This window comes from Actinomadura kijaniata NBRC 14229 (genome assembly GCF_001552175.1).
GTDB classification, from domain to species: domain Bacteria; phylum Actinomycetota; class Actinomycetes; order Streptosporangiales; family Streptosporangiaceae; genus Spirillospora; species Spirillospora kijaniata.
Map to the genome: position 1 here is coordinate 17,122 of NZ_BCQR01000042.1, position 20,084 is coordinate 37,205.

General features: G+C 73.1%; 24 protein-coding genes and 1 tRNA gene. 12 read left to right on the forward strand and 13 right to left on the reverse strand.

Going from position 1 to position 20,084, the window contains the following annotated elements; translation table 11 throughout:
• Positions 1-21: 21 nt before the first annotated feature.
• From AKI01S_RS15035 to phoU, 3 genes are all read right to left on the reverse strand, one after another.
• Positions 22-1,701 (reverse strand): alpha/beta fold hydrolase, encoded by a 1,680-nt coding sequence (locus AKI01S_RS15035; RefSeq protein WP_067816868.1) that lies wholly within the window; start codon positions 1,699-1,701, stop codon positions 22-24.
• 71 nt (positions 1,702-1,772) lie between these two features.
• A complete protein-coding gene (locus AKI01S_RS15040) occupies positions 1,773-2,327 on the reverse strand; it encodes a TetR/AcrR family transcriptional regulator (protein WP_067816870.1) in 555 nt (184 codons plus the stop codon).
• A gap of 102 nt (positions 2,328-2,429) precedes the next feature.
• Positions 2,430-3,092 carry a phosphate signaling complex protein PhoU gene (gene phoU / locus AKI01S_RS15045; RefSeq protein WP_067816873.1) on the reverse strand — a complete coding sequence of 221 codons (663 nt, stop codon included), beginning with the start codon at positions 3,090-3,092 and terminating at the stop codon, positions 2,430-2,432.
• Positions 3,093-3,293: 201 nt separating this feature from the next.
• On the opposite strand from phoU, the gene AKI01S_RS15050 reads away from it, so the two are divergent.
• Together AKI01S_RS15050 and AKI01S_RS15055 are read left to right on the forward strand one after the other, a co-directional pair.
• Positions 3,294-4,451 carry a sensor histidine kinase gene (locus AKI01S_RS15050; protein ID WP_067816876.1) on the forward strand — a complete coding sequence of 386 codons (1,158 nt, stop codon included), beginning with the start codon at positions 3,294-3,296 and terminating at the stop codon, positions 4,449-4,451.
• Between the two features lie 64 nt (positions 4,452-4,515).
• Positions 4,516-5,187 (forward strand): winged helix-turn-helix domain-containing protein, encoded by a 672-nt coding sequence (locus tag AKI01S_RS15055; protein ID WP_501162088.1) that lies wholly within the window; start codon positions 4,516-4,518, stop codon positions 5,185-5,187.
• Here AKI01S_RS15055 and AKI01S_RS15060 read toward each other — a convergent pair.
• Entirely contained in the window at positions 5,169-6,086 is a 918-nt protein-coding gene (locus AKI01S_RS15060) for a LysR family transcriptional regulator (RefSeq protein WP_067816882.1), read from the reverse strand. The two genes, AKI01S_RS15055 and AKI01S_RS15060, sit on opposite strands and share 19 nt — an antisense overlap.
• A 75-nt stretch (positions 6,087-6,161) precedes the next feature.
• On the opposite strand from AKI01S_RS15060, the gene AKI01S_RS15065 reads away from it, so the two are divergent.
• On the forward strand, positions 6,162-6,800 hold the full coding sequence (locus AKI01S_RS15065) for a DUF6152 family protein (RefSeq protein WP_067816885.1): 639 nt from the start codon (positions 6,162-6,164) through the stop codon (positions 6,798-6,800).
• A 3-nt stretch (positions 6,801-6,803) separates the two neighbouring features.
• A complete protein-coding gene (locus tag AKI01S_RS15070) occupies positions 6,804-7,277 on the forward strand; it encodes a hypothetical protein (protein ID WP_067816888.1) in 474 nt (157 codons plus the stop codon).
• A gap of 89 nt (positions 7,278-7,366) precedes the next feature.
• Here AKI01S_RS15070 and AKI01S_RS15075 read toward each other — a convergent pair whose 3' ends face one another.
• On the reverse strand, positions 7,367-8,350 hold the full coding sequence (locus tag AKI01S_RS15075) for a copper chaperone PCu(A)C (protein ID WP_157419846.1): 984 nt from the start codon (positions 8,348-8,350) through the stop codon (positions 7,367-7,369).
• A gap of 122 nt (positions 8,351-8,472) precedes the next feature.
• The gene (locus AKI01S_RS15080; RefSeq protein ID WP_067816894.1) at positions 8,473-9,219 is read right to left on the reverse strand and encodes a hypothetical protein; all 747 of its coding nucleotides are present in this window, start codon (positions 9,217-9,219) and stop codon (positions 8,473-8,475) included.
• Positions 9,220-9,574: 355 nt separating this feature from the next.
• Between AKI01S_RS15080 and AKI01S_RS15085 the strand changes: the two genes are divergently transcribed.
• Complete coding sequence (locus AKI01S_RS15085) at positions 9,575-10,057, forward strand: CarD family transcriptional regulator (RefSeq protein WP_067816896.1); 483 nt, start codon at positions 9,575-9,577, stop codon at positions 10,055-10,057.
• A gap of 23 nt (positions 10,058-10,080) precedes the next feature.
• Positions 10,081-10,551 carry a 2-C-methyl-D-erythritol 2,4-cyclodiphosphate synthase gene (gene ispF, locus AKI01S_RS15090; RefSeq protein ID WP_067816898.1) on the forward strand — a complete coding sequence of 157 codons (471 nt, stop codon included), beginning with the start codon at positions 10,081-10,083 and terminating at the stop codon, positions 10,549-10,551.
• Positions 10,552-10,568: 17 nt separating this feature from the next.
• On the opposite strand, the gene AKI01S_RS15095 is transcribed toward ispF, so the two are convergent.
• The gene (locus AKI01S_RS15095) at positions 10,569-11,516 is read right to left on the reverse strand and encodes a DUF2637 domain-containing protein (protein ID WP_067816901.1); all 948 of its coding nucleotides are present in this window, start codon (positions 11,514-11,516) and stop codon (positions 10,569-10,571) included.
• Positions 11,517-11,736: 220 nt separating this feature from the next.
• Here AKI01S_RS15095 and AKI01S_RS15100 point away from each other — a divergent pair, with 220 nt between their 5' ends.
• From AKI01S_RS15100 to AKI01S_RS15125, 6 genes are all read left to right on the forward strand, one after another.
• Positions 11,737-12,507 carry a DUF6585 family protein gene (locus AKI01S_RS15100; RefSeq protein WP_157419848.1) on the forward strand — a complete coding sequence of 257 codons (771 nt, stop codon included), beginning with the start codon at positions 11,737-11,739 and terminating at the stop codon, positions 12,505-12,507.
• Positions 12,508-12,543: 36 nt separating this feature from the next.
• On the forward strand, positions 12,544-12,930 hold the full coding sequence (locus AKI01S_RS15105; RefSeq protein ID WP_067816906.1) for a PPOX class F420-dependent oxidoreductase: 387 nt from the start codon (positions 12,544-12,546) through the stop codon (positions 12,928-12,930).
• A 37-nt stretch (positions 12,931-12,967) separates the two neighbouring features.
• Complete coding sequence (gene cysS / locus AKI01S_RS15110; protein WP_067816909.1) at positions 12,968-14,362, forward strand: cysteine--tRNA ligase; 1,395 nt, start codon at positions 12,968-12,970, stop codon at positions 14,360-14,362.
• 98 nt (positions 14,363-14,460) lie between these two features.
• Entirely contained in the window at positions 14,461-15,030 is a 570-nt protein-coding gene (locus tag AKI01S_RS15115; protein WP_067816912.1) for a Clp protease N-terminal domain-containing protein, read from the forward strand.
• Between the two features lie 86 nt (positions 15,031-15,116).
• Positions 15,117-16,034 (forward strand): 23S rRNA (guanosine(2251)-2'-O)-methyltransferase RlmB, encoded by a 918-nt coding sequence (gene rlmB / locus AKI01S_RS15120; RefSeq protein WP_083999608.1) that lies wholly within the window; start codon positions 15,117-15,119, stop codon positions 16,032-16,034.
• A gap of 58 nt (positions 16,035-16,092) precedes the next feature.
• Positions 16,093-16,165 (forward strand) — tRNA-Thr (locus AKI01S_RS15125).
• An 80-nt stretch (positions 16,166-16,245) separates the two neighbouring features.
• On the opposite strand, the gene AKI01S_RS15130 is transcribed toward AKI01S_RS15125, so the two are convergent.
• From AKI01S_RS15130 to AKI01S_RS15150, 6 genes are all read right to left on the reverse strand, one after another.
• Positions 16,246-17,556, reverse strand: coding sequence for a site-specific integrase (locus tag AKI01S_RS15130; protein WP_067816915.1), 1,311 nt, complete (start codon positions 17,554-17,556; stop codon positions 16,246-16,248).
• Positions 17,556-17,741, reverse strand: a complete 186-nt coding sequence (locus AKI01S_RS15135; protein WP_067816920.1) for a helix-turn-helix domain-containing protein — start codon at positions 17,739-17,741, stop codon at positions 17,556-17,558. The genes AKI01S_RS15130 and AKI01S_RS15135 overlap by 1 nt, the downstream gene beginning before the upstream one ends.
• A complete protein-coding gene (locus tag AKI01S_RS15140) occupies positions 17,738-19,093 on the reverse strand; it encodes a replication initiator (protein WP_067817019.1) in 1,356 nt (451 codons plus the stop codon). Before AKI01S_RS15140 ends, AKI01S_RS15135 begins: the two co-directional genes overlap by 4 nt.
• A gap of 142 nt (positions 19,094-19,235) precedes the next feature.
• On the reverse strand, positions 19,236-19,391 hold the full coding sequence (locus AKI01S_RS50520) for a hypothetical protein (protein ID WP_157419849.1): 156 nt from the start codon (positions 19,389-19,391) through the stop codon (positions 19,236-19,238).
• A gap of 13 nt (positions 19,392-19,404) precedes the next feature.
• The gene (locus AKI01S_RS15145; protein WP_067816922.1) at positions 19,405-19,689 is read right to left on the reverse strand and encodes a hypothetical protein; all 285 of its coding nucleotides are present in this window, start codon (positions 19,687-19,689) and stop codon (positions 19,405-19,407) included.
• Positions 19,689-20,081: a hypothetical protein gene (locus AKI01S_RS15150; protein ID WP_067816925.1), complete on the reverse strand. Its 393-nt coding sequence runs from the start codon at positions 20,079-20,081 to the stop codon at positions 19,689-19,691. The genes AKI01S_RS15145 and AKI01S_RS15150 overlap by 1 nt, the downstream gene beginning before the upstream one ends.
• Positions 20,082-20,084: the final 3 nt, after the last annotated feature.

A 20,084-nucleotide genomic window follows, 5' to 3' on the forward strand; every position in this document is an offset into this window, starting at 1 on the left:
GAGGCGCGGGGCCGTCCGCGTTCAGGGCCGTCGGTCGGACGCCCCGGCGGCTTCGGCGAGGGTCCGCGCCACGGCTTCGGGCGCGGTCAGGTGCGGGCAGTGGCCGCCCCCGGGAACGGTGACGAGCCGGACGTTCCCACCGGGCGGGGGAGCGGCGGAGCCGTCGGTGACGACGGCCACCGGGAGATCCAGCGCCGCGAGGGCCCGGCGGGACGTCTCGGGGGCGCGGTTCGCGGCGCGGACGGCCGCCGTCGCCCGGCGGAACGCGCCGGGGCGGCGCAGCAGCGCGGCGGCGGTCTCCACGGCCTCGTCGCGGGGGACGCCCAGGGCGGCGGCGAGGCGTTCGGGGGTGGCCCGGCGCGGGACGGCGGGCGCGCGGGTGAGGAACGGCGGGGCGACCAGCACCAGGCCGCCGATCCGTTCCGGACGGCGCCGCGCGTAACGCAGCGCCGGCGCGCAGGCGGAGGCGTGCGCCGTCAGGACCGGCCGGTCCAGCGGGGCCAGCAGCGCGTCCAGCCAGGCGTCCACGGACGTGTCGGCCGCGCCGGAACGCCCCAGGCCGGGCAGGTCCGCCGTCAGGGAGGCGCCCTCCAGGCGGCGTGTCACCCGCGTCCAGGAGTCGGTGGTCAGCGGCGCGCCCGGCAGCAGCACGTGCGCGGGGCGCGTCCGGTCGCCCGTCATCCAGGTGCGGACCCCGGCGACGTCGTGGAAGCCGTGCGGGGCGTCGGGTGCGGGGACCGCGCCGAACCGCGTCGCGACCAGATGGTCGGCCCAGTCGCGCAGCACCCGCTCGACGGGCGGCGGCGTCAGGCCGTGGAACTCGGCGAACAGGTTCGCCGGGCCGGTCGGGTAGCGCTCCTCGGACAGGAACGGCAGCGTCTCCGGATCCGCCCCGGTCAGAGCGCGCGGCAACGCCCGCAGCAGGCCCACCGGAACGTGGCCGCGCGGCGCGCGCACGCCCGTGTGCCCGGCGAGCAGCCGCAGCAGGCCGGGGAGCTCGGGGGTGTCCTCGTCCAGGACCCAGTAGCCGCCGCCCGCCGTGCCCGGGTCCTCCGGCAGCGCCGCCAGGAAGCGGGCGAAGTACTCCAGCTCGACGACGGGCACGAACGTGCGCGGCCCGCCCGGGGCCAGCGGCAGCCGCCCGTTCCACAGGTCGGCGACCACCGAGGCCAGGCCGATGTACTGGCCGGGGCCGGCGATCGTGGACGGGTTGGCGATCGTCAGCGGGAGGCCGAGTTCGGCGGCCAGGGTCCGCACGGCGGCGTCGCCCTCGCGCTTGGTGGCCTCGTAGGCGCCCAGCCGGGCCCCGTCGTCGTCGCGGGCGCTCACCCGGTAGCCGCTCAGGTGGACCAGCCGGCGCGGGGCCCGGCGTCCGGCGGTCCAGCGCGCCGCGTTGAGCGCGCCGGTGACGTTGGCGGCCCGCGCCTCGGCGAGGTCGAGCCCGAACGCGTAGCGGGCCGCGCAGTTGTAGACGTCGCGGACGTCGGGCAGCCCCTCGATCCCGAGGCCGGGCCGGGTGATGTCGGCGGTGACGACGGTGAGGCCGCCGGTGTCCACGCCCTGTCCGGCCAGCCAGGCGCGCAGCGGCCCGTCGGAGCGGCGCACGGCGGCGGCCACCGTCCGGCCCTGGCGCAGCAGTTCGGCGACGAGCGCGCGGCCGACGAAACCGGTCGCGCCGAGGACGAGCGAGTCGGGGGACATGGAGCTCCTTTAATAGACCGGTCTACATATTTTGAGGGCGAAAAGGGCCCGCCTCACGGCGGGCGGGCCGGTCAGAGCAGGGCGGAGACCGCCTTCGCGGCCCGGTCCAGCGGCGTGCGGCTCTGGTGGGCGCGGGCCAGGACCAGCGCGCCCTCGACCAGCGCCAGGATCGCCGTGGCGGTCTCGGCCGGCGCGGGGTGGCCGTCGGCGGCGAGCCCGCCCGCCAGCGCGTCCTCCCACCCGGAGTACACCTCCGAGCACGCCGCCCGCAGCTCGGGACTGATCGCGGCCATCTCCAGCGCCACGGTCGCCACCGGGCACCCCTTGCGCCAGCCGGACGCCTCCAGCCGGTCGCCCAGGATCCCCAGCAGGGCCGTCAGGCGTTCGGCGGTGCCGTCGCCCGGCAGGTCGGCCATCAGGCGGGTGATCTCCCGGCCGCCGCGCCGCACCGACTCCTCGACGAGCTGGTCCTTGCCGCCGGGGAAGTGGAAGTAGAGCGAGCCCTTCGGGGCGCCGCTGGCCGCGATCACCTGGTTGAGCCCGGCGTTGAAGTAGCCGCCGGACTCGATGAGGTCGCGCGCGGCGTCCAGCAGCCTGGCCCGGGTCTGCTCGCCCTTCTGTCCCATGCCGAGAAAAATAGACCGGTCGTCATATTTCCACAAGCCGGGACGGTGCGAGGGCCCGGTCCCGGTGGTCCGGGACCGGGCCCTCGCGGGCGGGAGGAAGGTTCAGGAGTTTTCGATGATCTCCTGCGGGCGCTGGCCCGTCACCAGGTAGACCACGTGCTCGCCCACCGTCACCGCGTGGTCGGCGAACCGCTCGAAGTAGCGCCCGGCCAGCGTGATGTCGATCGCGGGCTCGACGCCGTGCTTCCACTTCGGGGACAGCAGGATGTCGAACAGCTTGCGGTGCAGGCGGTCCATCGCGTCGTCGTCGGCGTCCAGCTCCAGGCCCATCTCGACGTCCCTGGACGCGATCACGCTGCCCGCCTTGGCGACCATGCGCTCGGCGATCTGCCCCATCTCCAGGACCGTGGACTGCAGCTCCGGCGGGACGGCGGTCTCGGGGTGGCGGCGCCGCGCGGTCTTGGCGATGTGCACCGCCAGGTCGCCCATGCGCTCCAGGTCGGCGCTCATCCGCAGCGTCGTGATCACGGTGCGCAGGTCCCCGGCGACCGGCTGCTGCCGGGCCATCAGATCGAAGACCGTCTCCTCGATCTCGGTGTCGATCTTGTTGATCTGCTCGTCGGCACTGATGACCTCCTCCGACAGCCGCAGGTCGGCGTCCAGCAGCGCGGTCACCGAACGGGCCATGGCGGAGCGGACCAGCCGGGTCATCTCCACGAGCTTGTCGGAGAGGGCGTCGAGCTCCTCATGGTAGGCGTCGCGCAATTTCGAGTGTCCCTTGGTGCGAGTGGTGACAGTGAGGTCGTTGCGGTCGAAGGGGGATCAGCCGGGCGTACTCGCCCACGCCACAGCCTGCACCATGGCCGTGAACTCGCCCGGATGGCAAGGTGAACTTTGGGCGAACTGGGTCGCGTTATGCCCGCCTGTGGTGCGGGAACATCCTGTAACGCACTTACGATCCCATGTGTGGAGGTCGAGATAGTCGCAGGTCTGACCGCCCTCGCCGGGTTGGCCGTGGGACTTGCGACGGGATTGGCGGTGCGTGTGAGCGAGCGGGCCCAGCAGGCCGTACCCACGGCGACGGTCCAGGGCGGTCTGCCGCCCGGGATCGCGTCGGTACTGAGCGTGCTGCGTTCCTCGGCCGTGGTCGTGGACGGGGAGGACCGCGTCGTCCGCGCGAGTTCGGCCGCCCGCGCGTTCGGGATGGTCGCCGGAGACCGGCTCGTCGTCGACGAGCTGCTCGCGCTGGCCCGCCTGGTCCGCCGGGACGGCGAGATCCGCGAGACCGAGATCCAGGTCGTCCCGTCGCCCGTCCGGGGCCGCACCGAGGGCCGCTGGTTCGCCGTGCGCGTCGCGCCGCTCGGCTCGCACGGCCTGGTGCTCGTGCTGGCCGAGGACCTGACCGAGATGCGCCGCGTGGAGGCCATCCGCCGCGACTTCGTCGCCAACGTCAGCCACGAGCTGAAGACCCCGGTCGGCGCGCTGTCGCTGCTGGCCGAGACCGTCGAGAACGCCGCCGACGACCCCGAGGCCGTGCGCCGCTTCGCCGGGCGCATGCAGCACGAGTCGGTCCGGCTCACCAACCTGGTGCAGGACCTGATGACCCTGTCGCGCGTGCAGGGCGACGAGCCGCTGCCCGACATGCGCGCGGTCTCCCTCGACGAGGTCGTCGCCGAGGCCCTCGACCGGGCGCAGACCAAGGCCGCCGCCCGCGACATCGAGATCGTCACCGGGGGCCAGGACGGGCTGAAGGTCCGCGGCGACGACGACCTGCTGGTCACCGCCGTGCGCAACCTGATCGACAACGCCGCCGCCTACAGCCCCGAGGGCACCCGCGTCGTGGTCGCCACCCGGCAGACCGACGACGGCCAGGTCGAGATCAACGTCACCGACCAGGGCATCGGAATCCCCGAGGGCGACCTGGAACGGATCTTCGAGCGCTTCTACCGGGTCGATCCGGCCCGGTCCCGCCAGACCGGCGGCACCGGACTCGGGCTCGCCATCGTCAAGCACGTCACCACCAAGCACGGCGGCGAGGTCACCGTCTGGAGCAAGGAGGGCTCCGGCTCGACGTTCACCATCCGGCTGCCGCTGCTGAACCCGCCGACCCCCCCGAACCCCTGACCGCGGCCCCACCCCACCCGGTTGGCCGCTCGAAGAACCGCCAGGAGGCAACACCGTGACCCGCGTGCTCGTCGTGGAAGACGAGGAGTCCTTCAGCGACGCACTGTCGTACAACCTCCGCAAGGAGGGGTTCGAGGTGGCCGTCGCGGCAACCGGCCCCGACGCGCTGGACATCTTCGACCGCAACGGGGCCGACCTCGTGCTGCTCGACCTGATGCTGCCCGGCCTGCCCGGCACCGAGGTCTGCCGGGAGCTGCGCGCCCGCTCCAACGTCCCAGTGATCATGCTGACCGCCAAGGACAGCGAGGTCGACAAGGTCGTCGGCCTGGAACTGGGCGCCGACGACTACGTCACCAAGCCGTTCTCCACCCGGGAGCTGATCGCCCGGATGCGCGCGGTGCTGCGCCGCCAGGGCGACGTCGAGGAGCTCGCCCCGGCGGTGCTGGAGGCGGGCCCGGTCCGGATGGACGTCGAGCGCCACGTCGTCAGCGTCAACGGCGGGCCCGTGCAGCTCCCGCTCAAGGAGTTCGAGCTGCTGGAGGTGCTGCTGCGCAACGCGGGCCGCGTGCTGACCCGCATGCAGCTGATCGACCGCGTCTGGGGCGCCGACTACGTCGGCGACACCAAGACCCTCGACGTCCACATCAAGCGCCTCCGCGCCAAGATCGAGGAAGCCCCGTCCACCCCGCGCCACATCGTCACGGTGCGCGGCCTGGGCTACAAGTTCGAGCCCTGACCGGCCCGCCCCGCGTCCGCGCCCGGACGCGGGGCCACCGAACGGAAACCCCGCACGGCGGGGTTCGGGTCGCCGCGCCGCCACGCCAGGTGCAGCGACACGCCGTGGACGTCCGGGGACAGCCGCCGGAAGACCACATCGTCGCGGCGGGACCCCGCGGCGACCGCCCACGGGACGATCGACACCCCGATCCCCGCGGCGACCAGGCCGACGATGGTCTGCATCTGCACGGCCTCCTGCACCACGCGCACCTCGAACCCGGCGGCGCGGGCCGCCCGCGTGATCGCCGCGTGCAGCGCCGTCCCCAGCTCGCGGGGGAACAGCACGAACCCCTCGTCCGCGAGCGCCGACAACGGCAGCGGGTCGCGGTGGGCGTGCGGGTGCGTGCGGGGGAGCGCCGCCAGCAGCCGCCCCCGGAACAGCTCGCGAGTCTCCAGCCCGTCCTGGTGGACGGGCGCGTACAGGACCCCCACGTCCAGGGTGCCCTCGGCCAGCTCCTCGGCCTGCCGGGCGCTCGGCAGCTCCCGCAGGTCCAGCTCCACTCCCGGATAGCGGTCCCGGAACCGCCGCAGGACCGGCGGCAGCAGGGTGTGGGCCGCCGACCCGACGAACCCGACCACCAGCCTCCCGCTCTCCCCGCGGCCGAGCCGCCGCGCCGCCAGCACCGCGCGGTCGGCGTGCTCCAGGCTGCGCCGGGCCTCGGCCACGAACGCCTCGCCCGCCGGAGTGATCCGCACCTCCCGGGTGGTGCGCTCGAACAGCAGGACGCCCAGCTCCTCCTCGACCCGGCGGACCTGCCTGCTGAGCTGCGGCTGGCTCAGCCCGCACCGCTGCGCCGCCCGCGCGAAGTGCAGCTCCTCGGCGAGCGCCACGAGGGAACGGAAGTGGTCGAGATTCATGGCCGATCCGCATCACGTCATGTCCACCGGGCGATGGTCGCGGCCGGGGGGCGCCCATCGTTGATCTTTTGCAGTATGCGTCATGTCGCCCTCGCGGCCGCCCTCGCCGTCCTCACCCTGTGGACGGGGCCCGCCGCGCTCGCCCACCACGGCTGGGAGGAGTTCCAGACCTCCCGGCCGCTCTACCTCTCCGGCACCGTCGCCCAGGTCCGCTGGGGCAACCCCCACCCCGAGGTCCGGGTGCGGCTGGCCGCCCCGGTCACCCTCCCCGGCTCCCTCGCCACGCGCCCCATCCCCCGGGAGCTGGAGGAGATCGGCGGCCGGGACGTGCTGCGCCGGACCACCGCCCACCCCGGCCCGGCCACGGAGGTCACGCTGATCCTCGCGCCGCTGGAGCGGCTCTCCGCCTGGGGGATGCCCGACCGGGTCCGCCCCGGCGAGCGGATCGAGGCCGTCGGCTACCCGCACCGCGAGGAGGAGACCGAGTTCCGGCCCGAACTGCTGGTCCGGCAGGACGGCCGCGCGATCCGCCAGCGTTCGGTGCCGCTGCCCGCCACCGACGGCGCCACCACGGGCGACTCCACCACGGGCGGCTCCGCCCCCCGCCCGGACGCCTCGTCCGGCGGGGCCGTGAGCCCGGTCCCGTGGATCGTCGGCGGGCTCGGCGTGCTGGCCGTCGCGGGCGGCGCGGCGTACCTGGTCCGCAGGGGCTGACCGGTGGACCTCCTGCGCTGGCTGGAGCAGACCGCGCCGGCCGAGGCGGTCCGCTCGACGCCGTGGGCGTACTCCTCGCTGGAGATCGTCCACCTGGTCGGCCTCGCGCTGCTGGTCGGCCCGGCGGTGACGTTCGACCTGCGGCTGCTGGGGGTGGGCCGCCGCCTGCTCGCGGTCCCGGCGGCCGCGCGGCTCCTGCTGCCGACGGCGCGCTGGGGCTTCGCCCTCGCGGCGGTCTCCGGGGCCGCCATGTTCGCGTCGGGGGCCGTCGAGGTCGCCGGCAGCGGCGCGGCGCCGGTCAAGTTCGCCCTGCTGGGGGTCGCGCTGGTGAACGTCCTGGCGTTCCACCGGGGCGTCTACCGGACGGTCGGCGTCTGGGGCGACACCGCGCCCGCCGCGGCGCGGGCCGCCGCCGTCGTCTCCCTCGCCGCCTGGACCGGGGTCGTCGCCTGCGGGCGGCTGATCGCCTACACCTGAGGCGGAACGGCCCGGAGAAACCGAACGGCCCGCGCGGCGGATGCCGCGCGGGCCGTTCGTCGTGCTGGTCGTTCGGCGACCCCGGTGGCTCAGTGGCCGGCCGGGGCCCCGGACGCCGGGGACGACGGGGCCGGAGTGCCGCCGTGCTCCGGCTTCTGCTCCTCACCGCGGGGGTGGTGGCCGCCCCCGTCGGTCTTCTCGGACTCGGCGGACGCGCCCGGGAGCGGGGTGCCGTTGGACACCGCGGCGTAGGAGGCGTACTCGTTCTGCTGCGGGATGACCGGGACGTTCAGCGTGATGCTGCCCGCGTTCTGGAACCGCAGCGTGACCTTGAGGGTCTCACCGCCCAGCAGCTGGCGCTTGAGGCCGGTCAGCACCACCAGCGGGGCCTTGCCCGGAGACGGCACCGGGGCCGGCTCCGCCGCGGGGGAGGCGGTGTTGGACGAGGGCGCCGACGGGGAGCCGCTCGCGGTCGGCGTGGCGCCCTGGCCGGTCGGCTCCGGCGTCGCGCCCGGGCTGCCGTTGCCGGTCGGCTTGGCCGTCGGGCTGCCGGTGGCGTTGGGGCCGCCGGTGGCGTTCGGGCTGGGCGAGTCACCCGGCTTGGCGGACTTCTTGTCCGTCGGCTTGGCCGAGCCGGACGGGGAGGCGGACGGGGAGGCGGACGCGGCGGTCGAGTCGCCCACCAGCGTGGTCAGCACGCCCTCGCCGGACGGGCGGGCGGGCGGCAACGTCACGGCGCCACCGGTGATCTTCACCTGCTCGAAGTCCGGGGCCTCGACACCGGTCAGCTGGTCCTGGCCCTTCACCTGGTTGATGAACGCGGCGTACAGCGGCAGGTTGCTGCCCGATCCGAACGACTGGCCGGGCTTGGGGCCGAGCACGAACAGGTTGCGGATCTCGATGTGCGCGTTCGCCGGCTTGTCCGCCGGCACGTAGGCGTTGACCGCCTCGGTCAGCCGGGTGGGCGCGGCGGTCTGGGGCTCCTGGCCGGCGCCGCAGCCGGAAAGCACCGGCGCGATGGCGACGGCGCCCGCGATGGCGAACGCGACCACTCGACGGCTGTTTCGGATCACGGCGTCGATTCTCCTCGCGAAAGGGTCTTGGGAAGAGGTGTGGCATTTCGGCGAGAGAAACGCCAGGGGAAGCGTAGCGAGACCTGGCGCTCACCCTGACGGCGGGGCTGGTTTTGCCCCGGTCAGCTCTCCGTCAGCTTCTTGATCTTCGCCTGGAGCTCGGGGGTCGGGCGGGCGTCGCGGACGATGTCGGTGACCGTTCCGACCGTGTCCACCAGCACCAGGGTCACGCCGGTGGGGCGGCCGGGCGCGTAGGCGCCGGCCAGCAGCCCCCGGTCGTCGCGGACGCGCTGCACGGAGCCGGCGTGCACCTCCCGCCCGAGCGTCTGGAGCTCCCGGGACATCCGCTCGCCGGTGACCCCGCCGTAGGGGTGGCCGACCAGCCAGAAGTTGAGCTGGAACGGCTGGGTCCGCGCGGCCAGGTCGGCGATGGTGCGGGCGCATCCGCAGCCCGGCGCGGCGATCCCGATCACGCCGGGGTGGATCGCCTCGCGCGCGGAGACCTCGGTGGGCCGCCCCTCCACGACCGTGACCCTGCCCTCCGGCAGCGGCCCGCCGACCTCGCCGGGCTTGCCGGTGGGATGCGGGTTCAGCAGCGCCGCCGTCGGCCGGGGCATGGGCCGGGGCCCGAACGTCGTCAGCAGCACCCCGCTGACCAGCGCGACCAGCAGCGCCCCCGCGATGATCGGGATCGCCACCCCGAACCGGGTGACCGGCCCGAACACCCGGCGCAGCCGGGCCCGCCGCCGGTCGCGGCGCAGCTCGCGGTGGTAGGCGAGCACGTCGCGGTGGAGATCGCGGGGGTCGTCGGGCACCACGACGTCGACATGGGGGAGCCCGTAGTCGTCGGGGTCGCCGTCTGGCCTCACGCCGCACCTCACCGTCCCTGCGACCGGTCCGCGCCCGTTCCGCGTCTGTTCCGCGCCCGTCCTCTGCCCGTTCCGTGCCCTCCCGGGCGCTTCGTACCCGCGCGGTCCGGCATGTTCACCTTCCAGTATGGGCCGCCCGCAGGCCGTGGTCAGGGGGTCGGCGGGAACCGCCGGCCACCCCCTAAACGATCATTGTGCGATCTTCATATCCTGCTGAAACGAGTCCCAGACGCACCATTAATCGCCTTTGTCAAGACCCCAATTAGGGGGTTGACCTGCGCATATGTCGTGAACGCCGGTGCGGTCACCGGCAGGCCCGTGCTATCCTGGGTGTAGCGGAAGGGGTACTTGTCACATGACTTTCCAGGTCGGCGACACCGTCGTCTACCCCCACCATGGGGCTGCTCGGATCGAGGCCATCGAGACTCGCACCATCAAGGGTGAGGAAAGGACCTATCTGGTCCTGAAGGTCGACAAGGGCGACCTGACTGTTCGCGTTCCGGTCGAGAACGTCGAGGACGTGGGCGTTCGCGACGTCGTCGGCCAGGAGGGCCTGGACAAGGTGTTCGAGGTGCTGCGCGCACCCTACACCGAGGAGCCGACCAACTGGTCGCGGCGCTACAAGGCCAATCTGGAGAAGCTCGCCTCCGGTGACGTCAACAAGGTCGCCGAGGTCGTCCGGGACCTTTGGCGGCGCGACAAGGAGCGCGGCCTGTCGGCGGGCGAGAAGCGCATGCTCGCCAAGGCGCGCCAGATTCTGGTGAGCGAGCTCGCCCTGGCCGAGAAGACCAACGAGGACAAGGCCGAGGCCCTCCTCGACGAGGTCCTGGCCGGCTGAGCTTGCGCGCACGGCTTCCACGGGTGGGCGTCGGAACCGACGTCCACCCGTTCGCTTCCACCGACCGTCCCCTCTGGTGCGCGGGCCTGGAATGGCCCGGCGAGGGGCCGGGGCTGGAGGGCCACTCCGACGGCGACGTGGCCGCCCACGCGGCCTGCGACGCCCTCCTGTCGGCCTGCGGCCTGGGCGACCTGGGCGCGGTCTTCGGCACCGCCGACCCGCGCTGGTCGGGCGCGTCGGGCGTCACGCTGCTGCGCGAGGTGGCCCGCCTGGTCGACGAGGCCGGTTACGAGATCGGCAACGTCGCCGTCCAGGTGATCGGCAACCGCCCGAAGATCAGCAAGCGGCGCGCCGAGGCCGAGAAGACCCTGTCGGAGGCCCTGGGCGGCGCGACCGTCACGGTCTCCGGCACCACGACCGACGGCCTCGGCCTGACCGGCCGGGGCGAGGGCCTGGCCGCGATCGCCAACGCCCTGGTCGTCGCCCGCGCCTGAGCGCACCGGCCGCCCGGTCAGTCGCCGGGCGGCGTCGGGGAGCTGCGCAGCGACTCCGACGGCGGGTTCCAGTCCCAGATCGGCAGATCGTCCGCGGTGTCGCCGACACCGCGGCGGTGACGGCCGCGCCCGCCGTGGTCGGCGTCGCCCCCGTCGGGATCCTCGGCACGGTCCACCGCCGGAACGTCGTCATCGTCGTCGTCCGCCGGCGTCGCCGGCGGCGGCACCAGGTCCGGCCGCGTCGCGATCGTCACGGGGACGAGCTCATCGGTGTCGTCGTCGGCGTCGTGATCGGCGCCATGGTCGGCCGCATGGTCGGCGGAGGCCTCCGGGACTTCGGGAGCGTCCGGGGCGTCGGGAGCGTCCGGGGCGTGGCCGTCGCGGACGAGCTCCACGTCCGTGGGCAGCGACGCGGGCGGCGGTGACGCGGGCGGCCTCCCCGGCTCGGCGCGCTCGACGATCCGCACATGGGCCCCCTCGACCGGGGCGGGGCGGATCCGGCCCGACGGGCGCGGCAGCCGCAGATGCCTGATCATGGTGAGCCAGAGCCAGACCGCCAGCACCAGCGCCGCGTGCGGCGCGACCGCCACGCCCGCCCGCAGCCGGTCCTGCGGCAGCGACGCGAACCCCCACACCGCGTGCTGCACGCTGAGCGCCGCGCCGCCCGCGAACAGCGCCACCAGCACCAGCCACCGCAGCGCCCGCGACCACCACGGGGCGTGCCGCGCCACCAGCAGCGCCAGCACCACGACCACCAGCAGCACGTCCGCCATGACCGGGTAGACGGGGGCCCAGCGTTCCCCGACCCGGCCCGCCACGGCCAGGTCGCGCAACGCGTCGTAGGTCACCGCGAACGAGCCGGCCGCCACCACGGCGACGGCCGTCCCGGTGACGGCGGTGAGGATCCGGCGCTGCGCCGGGGTGTGCCGGGAGCCCTCCTGCGGGCTCGACGGGTCAGGGGACATCGCGCACTCGTCTCGGGGGAAGGCGGCTACGGGACGTTACGGAAGGGAGCGTAACCACCTTGCCCGCGGATTACTCCTGTCGCCCGCACGGTCGTGCGTTATGGACCGATACGTCCCGTCGGAACGGTCGTCGTCCCGCAGGCCGACGTCCCGGATCGGTCAGCCGAGGCTGTCCTCTTTCGGGGATTTTCGACCGTGTCGCGCGGGTAGGCGGTTGTTCGTGCCCACTCCGCGCAGCCTTCCCGGCCGGGCGGTCGGGCCGCGGCTCGGCACCCTGGTGCGGGAGTTCGACGCCCGGCCCGCCCGCCGCCGCGCGCTGGCGTGGCTGACCCTGCTCGGCCTGGCCGGGATCGCGCTGGTCCCGGCCGCCGCGGTGTACCTGACCTCCGGGCGGCCGCTGCTGGGCGTTCCGGCGGCGCTGCTGGCGACCGGCTACCTGGGCGCGGTCGTCTGGATCCTGGCGCGCGGCGCGCTGCGGGGCCGCGACACCGTCGTCCGCCTGCACGAGGGCGGCCTGACCGTGACCGGATCCGGTCTGCGCGGCGCGTACCTGTGGGACGAGCTGACCGAGGTGACCGTCTCGGGCGTGCGCCGCTCCCACCGCGCCCGCACCCGCTGGCGCTGCGTCCTCACCGCCGTCGACGGGCGGACGCTGACGCTCGGTGACGGCCTGCCGGACGTCGGCGACCTCGCCGGAACGGTCGTCGCGGAGGTCGCGCGCCGCCTCGTCCCCCGCGTGCTGGGCGTGGTCGGGTCGGGCGGGACCGTGCGGTTCGGCCCGTTCGCGGTCGGCCCGGACGGGGTGGCCAAGGACGGGCGGCGGCTGCCCTGGCCCGCCGTCCGCGAGGTGGTGATCGGCAACGGCCTGGTCGTCGTCCGCTCCCACGACGGCACCGGCGACCTGGTCGCGATGGCCGGGGAGACCCCCAACGCCGTCGTGCTCGCCGAGGTCTGCCACCGCCGCGCCCGGTCGCCCCGCCGCATGGGATGATCTTCCCGACGGCCACGACGACCTGGGGGGACGACCATGGCGGACACGCTGAACGACAAGGCCCGCGAGCTGTTCGACGGCACCAACTTCGTCACGCTCTCGACGATCGAGCCCGACGGCCACCCGCAGTCCAGCGTGGTGTGGGCCAAGATGGACGGCGACGACGTCGTGTTCTCCACGGTCAAGGGCCGCCGCAAGCACGGCAACCTCACCCGCGACCCGCGCGTGACGCTGTGCGTGTTCGACCAGGAGAACCCCTACGCCTACGCCGAGGTCCGGGGCACCGCCACGATCGTCGACGACCCCGAGGGCGCGCTGATCCAGGAGCTGTCGCACAAGTACACCGGGCAGCCCTGGAAGGAGCACGGCCCGGCCGAACGCGTGATCGTGCGGGTGTCGCCCGCCAAGGTCTACACGCGTTAGAACACGCGTCCCGGCGCCGATCCAATAACCTGAACCCGTGAGCCTGCGCCTTTACGACACCAGCACCCGTACCGTCCGCACGTTCGAGCCCCTGGAAGAGGGCCGCGTGGGGATGTACGTGTGTGGTGCGACGCCGCAGGCCGCCCCGCACATCGGCCACCTCCGCTCCGGCGTCATCTACGACGTGCTGCTGAGGTGGCTGCGGCGGTCCGGGTACGAGGTCACGTTCGTCCGCAACGTCACCGACATCGACGACAAGATCATCAACGTGGCCGCCGAGACCGGCGTGCCGTGGTTCGCCGTCGCCGAGGGCAACCTGCGGGTCTTCACCCGGGGCTACGACACCCTGGGCTGCCTTCCGCCGACCATCGAGCCGCGCGCCACCGGGCACGTCCCGGAGATGATCGTGCTGATGCGGCGGCTGATCGAACATGGCCACGCCTACGCGGCCGGCGGCGACGTCTACTTCGACGTCCCGTCCTGGGCCGAGCGCTACGGCGCGCTGTCCAACCAGAAGATCGAGAACATGCGCGACCCGAAGGACGTGCCGAACTCCGACTGCAAGCGCAGCCCGCTCGACTTCGCGCTGTGGAAGGGCGTCAAGCCCGGCGAACCCTCCTGGGAGACCCCGTGGGGCGACGGCCGTCCCGGCTGGCACCTGGAGTGCTCGGCGATGGCCACCAAGTACCTGGGGTCGACGTTCGACATCCACGGCGGCGGCATGGACCTGATCTTCCCGCACCATGAGAACGAGATCGCCCAGTCGCAGGCGGCCGGGGACGGCTTCGCCCGGTACTGGATGCACAACGGGCTGCTCACGGTGGACGGCGAGAAGATGAGCAAGTCCGTCGGCAACGTCGTGCTGCTGACCGACCTGCTCGACCGCGCCCGCCCCGCCGAGGTCCGCTACTACCTGGCGTCGGCGCACTACCGGTCGCTGATGGACTACACCGACGCGGCCCTCGCCGAGGCGGTGACCGCCTACCAGCGGATCGAGGGCTTCGTGACCCGCGCCGCCGAGGTCGTCGGGGCCGGGACGCCCGGCGAGCCGCCGGCGGCGTTCGTCCAGGCGATGAACGACGACCTCGGCGTCCCGCAGGCGCTGGCCGTCGTGCACGAGACCGTCCGGGAGGGCAACAGCGCCCTGGCGTCCGACGACAAGGACGCCGTCGCCCGGCACCTGGCGGCGGTGCGCGCCATGACCGACGCGCTCGGCCTGGACCCGCTGTCGCCACAGTGGGCCGGGGCGGGCGAGGACGACCTCAAGCCGGTCGTGGACGCCCTGGTCCGGGTGGCCCTGGAGCAGCGGCAGGCCGCCCGCGCCCGCAAGGACTACGCCGCCGCCGACGCCATCCGCGACGGCCTGACCGCCGCCGGGATCGCCGTGGAGGACACCCCGCACGGCCCCCGCTGGGAGCTCAAGCGAGGCTGACCGGCGGCCCCCGCGGGGGCATCGATCTGGCCGGGTGGGGGATCGGCGCGTACGGTCGAGGGACCGGCCCACGTCGATCCCCCACGAGGTGGTCACCAGTGTTCGAGCGGTTCACCGACCGTGCCCGGCAGGTCATCGTGGCGGCCCAGGAGGAATCCCGGCTGCTGGCCCACGCCCACATCGGCACCGAGCACCTCCTGCTCGGGCTCTGGCGAGACCCGGACCCCGCGTTCGCCGAGGCCCTGCGTCCCGCCGAGGTCGATCTGCCGACCCTCCGCGCGAGGGTCGAGGAGCTCGTCGGCCGGGGCGAGGCGGCGCCGCCCGACCACGTCCCGTTCACGCCGCGCGCCAAACACGTCCTGGAACTCAGCCTCCGCGAGGCCAAGGCGCTGCGCCACGACTCCATCGACTCCGGGCACATCATGCTCGGCCTGCTGCGCGAGGCCAACGGCGTGGCCGCGCGGGTCCTCGGCGGGCTCGGCGCGGACCTGCCGTCCGTCCGGGACCGGATCGTCCTCGCCCTGGGCGGCGGCAGGCCCACGGCGTTCCGGCAGCCGTTCCGGACCCGCGACACCGACCGGCGCCTCACCGCGATCGAGGAACGCCTCGCCTCCGTCGAGTCCCTGCTCCACGAGGTCCTCAAACGCCTGGAGTCTCCGCGTCAGTGACGTCGCACTCCCCGGCGCCCCATAAAATCGGATGTTTGGGGGCCGTCCGCAACGGGGGCGAGCCGCAACCGTCGCGAAGGACGAACATGGCCAAACGCAAGGGCAAGGGACCCACTCCCAAGGCCGAGGACCGGCACTGGCACGCCAAGCGCCAGAAGGCGCGTGCCGCCAAGAACTCGCGCCGCACCGGCACGACCACCGCGGGGCCCGCCGCCCGCCAGGGCAAGGACGACAAGCCGGTCCGTTCGGGCCGTCCCGCCGGCGCCCGCCGCGCCAACGGCGAGGTCCCCGAGCTGGTCACCGGCCGCAACCCGGTCGTCGAGGCCCTGCGCGCCAAGGTCCCCGGCACCGCCCTCTACGTGAGCGAGGGCCGCGACGACCGCGTCCGCGAGGCCATCCAGATCGCCACCGACCGGGGCATCCCGCTGCTGGAGGCGGGCAAGCCCGAGCTGGACCGCCTCACCGACGGCGCGGTCCACCAGGGCATCGCGCTCCAGGTGAAGCCCTACCGCTACGCCCACCCCGACGACCTGGCGCGCGGCACGGCCCCCCTGATCGTCGTGCTGGACGGCATCACCGACCCGCGCAACCTGGGCGCGATCGTGCGTTCCGCCTCGGCGTTCGGCGCGGCCGGCGTGGTCATCCCCGAACGCCGCGCGGCGGGCGTCACCGCGGGCGCGTGGAAGACGTCCGCGGGCACCCTGGCGAGCCTCCCGGTGGCCCAGACCACGAACCTGTCCCGCCAGCTGAAGGCGTACCAGAAGGCGGGCTTCTTCGTGGTGGGCCTGGCCGCCGACGGCACGGCGACGGTCGCCGACGTCGAGGTGGCCACGGGCCCGATCGTCCTGGTGGTGGGCTCGGAGGGCAAGGGCCTGGGCCGCCTGGTCTCGGAGACCTGCGACCTGCTGGTCAACATCCCGATGCCGGGCCACGCCGAGTCCCTGAACGCCGGGGTGGCGGCGGGCATCGCCCTCTACGAGATCTCCCGCCTCCGCCACTCCTGACCGCCCCGATTCCGACAAGCGCCGACCCCCTGTCGTCGACTACCATGCCTTCGGGCCCGCCGGCGTAGCTCAATTGGCAGAGCACTTGTCTTGTAAACAAGGGGTTAGGGGTTCAAGTCCCCTCGCCGGCTCTCCACATCAGAGCCCCCTTCCGATCAAGGAAGGGGGCTCTTTTGGTCCTCGTACAGCAGCGAAGTACAGCTACAGCGGCTTATCCGTCCTGCTCAGCGGACCATCCGAGGTGCTCGCCGAGCTGCTTGAGCGCCGCCCGCGTGCTCTCGGACGGCACTTCGGTGTAGACCTCCATCGTGATGCTGATCTTGCTGTGCCGGAGGATCTGCATGGCCACGCGCGGGTGAACGTCCAGCGCCGCCAGGAGCTTGCCGCACGTGTGCCGGGTGTCGTGGACCCGGATCACCTTGACGCCCGCAGCGACGCACCGCGAGGCGAAGGCACGGTTGACGTTGCGCGGCTCCACCGGACGACCGGTGCGGGTCGTGAAGACGAAGCCGCCCTCGTTCCACTCCTTCCCCGCAGCATCCCGGGCGGCTTTCTGCTGCTCCTGACGGACCCGCAGCGCGGTCGCGCACAGGCCGGGCAGCGGCAGGACATCGGTCGATCCATCGGTCTTGGTCCGCTCCTTGTGGATCAGAACGCCCCGAACCCGCTGGAGCTGCCAGCCAATGGCCAATTCCTCCCGGTCGAAATCGACCTCATCCCAGAGAAGCCCGAACACCTCGCCTTTGCGCATTCCCATCACGAGGATGAGGACCCACGCGGCGTACAGCGGATCATTGACCTCCCGCGTGTATTCGAGAAAACGGCGAGCCTCCTCCACAGTCCAGGTCGACGCCTTCCGGCCCCGCTTCCGCGCGGCCGGGACCTTGGCGAGGCCCGCGACGTTGCGGGAGATGATCTCCTCGGACATCGCGTTATTGAGCGCGTTCCGCAGCGTGTTGCGCGCCAGCCTGATGGTCTGGCGGCTGGGGAAGTCCTCGCAGCACTCGCCCAGGGCGCAGCAGCGTTGCCGTCTGCGCGGGTCCTTGTGTTCCTTGGGACGCTTCGCGTCCTTGCCCTGCGCGCAGCACTGGCAGGTACCGGGGATCTTGTTGAGCCAGGTCTGAACGTCCCGGACGTTGAGCTTGTCGAGCCGCTTCTTGCCCAGGCCCGGGATGATGTAGAGCCGGGACATGGTCTCGTAGTTGTCGTAGGTGGCCGGTTCGCGGTTGGGCTCGACCACGTCCCGCAGCCAGTACGTCAGATACTCGGCGACGGCCGGCACCTTCGTGGGGATGGGACGCGTCTTGGCTTCCGCGAGGAGCTTGACGTACTTGTCGTGGACCTCTTCACGGGTCTTGCCGTAGACCCACCTGCGCTTTCTCTCCCCGGCGGGAGTGGTGACCCAGATGTAGGCCGCGTAGCGACCCCGGTAGGGGAAGATCGACCCTTCACCATTGGCACGGCTCCGACGGCGAGGCTTGCCCTTCTGCGCGGCCTCCTCCGGTTCTTCCGTCTTGGTCATCAGGCGGCCTCTTCCATGTCCATGAGCTCTGCAAGGCAGGCGGCGAGCGCTTCGGCGGGAACGAGACGGCGGCGGCCGATCCTGATCGTGCGGAGCTGGTTGGAGCGGATGAGGTTGTAGATCGTCCAGCGGCTCACGCGGAGCCGTTCGGCGGCTTCGTCGACGGTCAGGACGAGGTCGTTCATGCGGTGTCCCTTCGGTCGGTGGTCAGTGGTGGGAGGGGTGTGCCGGTGAGGGCGGCGGTGAGGAGGGCGTCGCCGGGGGAGAGGCCGTGTCCGGCGTAGCGCCAGTGCGCGACGACGAGGACCTGGTCGTCGTCCTCGAAGGGCAGGCAGCCGGTGGTGATCTCGCGTTCGCGCTGGTTGTGGGCCATGCGCGCTTCGCGGAGTGCGCCCAGGGTGGTGGAGTAGCGGCGCGACTTGGTGGAGAAGTGGCCCCGGAAGCCGAGCATGTGTGCCCACTCGGCCAGCCGCAGATCAGCCAGCTCTTCCAGGCCGCCCAGGCGCAGGCATTCGGCGATGAGCCGTCGGGCGTGGGTGGTGACCGGGAGGGCGTCCAGGTTGTCGGAGGGGTGGATGCGCCGGTCCAGGGTGCCGACGCATTCGGCGGCTTTGGTGGCGTATTTGGCGATGTAGCCCGCTACCGCCTGGTCGGTGAGATCCCCGCTGCTGGTGATCGGGCGGATGTCGATCTGCGTGCCCCAGGTCAGGGAACGGGAGGCGACGCTGGGGGCGGCCGGGGTGGGAACGGTGACGGCGCGGGCGGCGTGAGTGACGGCGTGGGCTAGGTCCTCGAAGGTGGCCCAGCCGGGCGGGGACGAGGCAGGCCCGTCGGGTCCGTCGAGGCGGATGACGGCGTGGAAGTGGACCACGCCGCGGCGTTGGTATTCGGCGACCTTGGCGAAGGAGACCGTCAGTGTCTCGCGCAGCTCGGTCAGGGTGAGCCCGGCGGTTTTGGCGATGCGTCGCCGTAGCGCCATGGTGAAGCGCCGCCACAGCTCCGGCGCGCAGGCGTTGAACAGGACCGAGCCGGTGTAGTCGTAGCAGTCGCCGCACAACGGTTGTCCCAGCGCCGGGTCGTCGGCGGCGTGCCGGGTGGTGCACGACAGCGGCCGTCCGTGCGGGCAGGTTCCGGCGTTGCGGCGCGGGTGACAGGGCATCACCGCGCCGCTCTTCTCCCGTCGCGTGTGGACCGGGCCGAACGAGGGTGCGGTGAGGGTGACGAACGCGGCCGGGTGGGTGGTGACTGTCTGGGGGACGCCTTTGCCGCCGACCAGTCCGGCGCGCACGAGTTGATAGGTGTCGGCGCGGTAGGTCTCGGCGCAGGCGGGGCAGCGCGAGGCGCGGCGGGTCTTGCAGGCCACCCGCAGCACACCGCCGGGTTCGGCGTGGGTGCTGTAGCGGTGCAGCAGCGCACCAGTCAGAGCGTCGATGTGGTCGATGTGGCCCCGTAGCCGGATCGGCTGGAGGCAGCCGCCCAGGGCGCGGGTGCGGGCGGCCCAGCGGGCGAAGTCGGTTCCGTTGAGGCGGGTGGCCATCTGTCGGACGGCGGCCGGGTTGTGCAGGGAGGCGACGGGAGCAAGGGACACGGGCAGCAGGACTCCTGTCGGTTGGTGGGCGGGGTGGCCCTGACGCGGTGCGGGGAAGGCCGCGCCAGGGCGGGGGCAGGACGGGGCGGGGTTAGAAGGCGGAGACGAAGCGGCTCAGGCCGTCGGCGATGGTCATCAGCAGGCCGAACGTCGCCTTGACCGTTCGGGCGGCTCCGTTGGGGTCGCGCAGGGCGAAGAACAGGAGCGTGGCCGCCAGGGCGTAGTAGCCGAGTTTGCGCAGCAGCATCAGGGTCCTCGTTTCAGCAGAAGCCCGCGCCCAGGCAGGCAGGGCAGGTGTTGGCGAGGGAGTCCAGGCCGGTGCCGCCGCAGTGGCAGCACGTGTAGCGCTGCACCGGCGGGAGCAACGGGCGGGGCAGCCGGACGGCAGCCCGGGTGGCGAGTTCGTAGAGGGTGATCTCTTCGGAGCCGCAGGAGTTGCAGGCGGTCCCGGTCAGGTCGGCCGGGAGGTCGCGCCAGTCCGAGGCGCGGGAGTGGCCGCAGGACCGGCACCGGTACCAGAACCGGGGCGCGGGCTTGCCGGTCATCAGGCCGCCCGCCCCGGCTCGTTCCGGCCGTCGGCGTGGAAGTGGTCGGCGTAGCTCATGAGCGCCTCGTGCTCTTCCATGCGCCGAGCGGGGATGTGGCTGATCTGGTAGACGATCCGGCCGAAACGGCGGAATGCCTGGTAGTGGCCGCCGGGGGTGGTGGAGGGCTCGACGTCCAGGAGGGCGGCCACGCGGTCGACCTCGGCCCGCTGGTGGGCGTCGGTCTCGGCGTTCTGGCTGACTCCCTGGGACATTCGGAGCGTCCAGCCGTATTCGCAGACGGGCACGTCGGGGTTGGCCTCCAGGAAGTCGGCCAGGGCACGGAGGCCGGTGATGGTCTGGTGGCGGGCGAACAGGTCGCCGGGGACGATCGGGGAGTTCTGCTCGGGCATGGC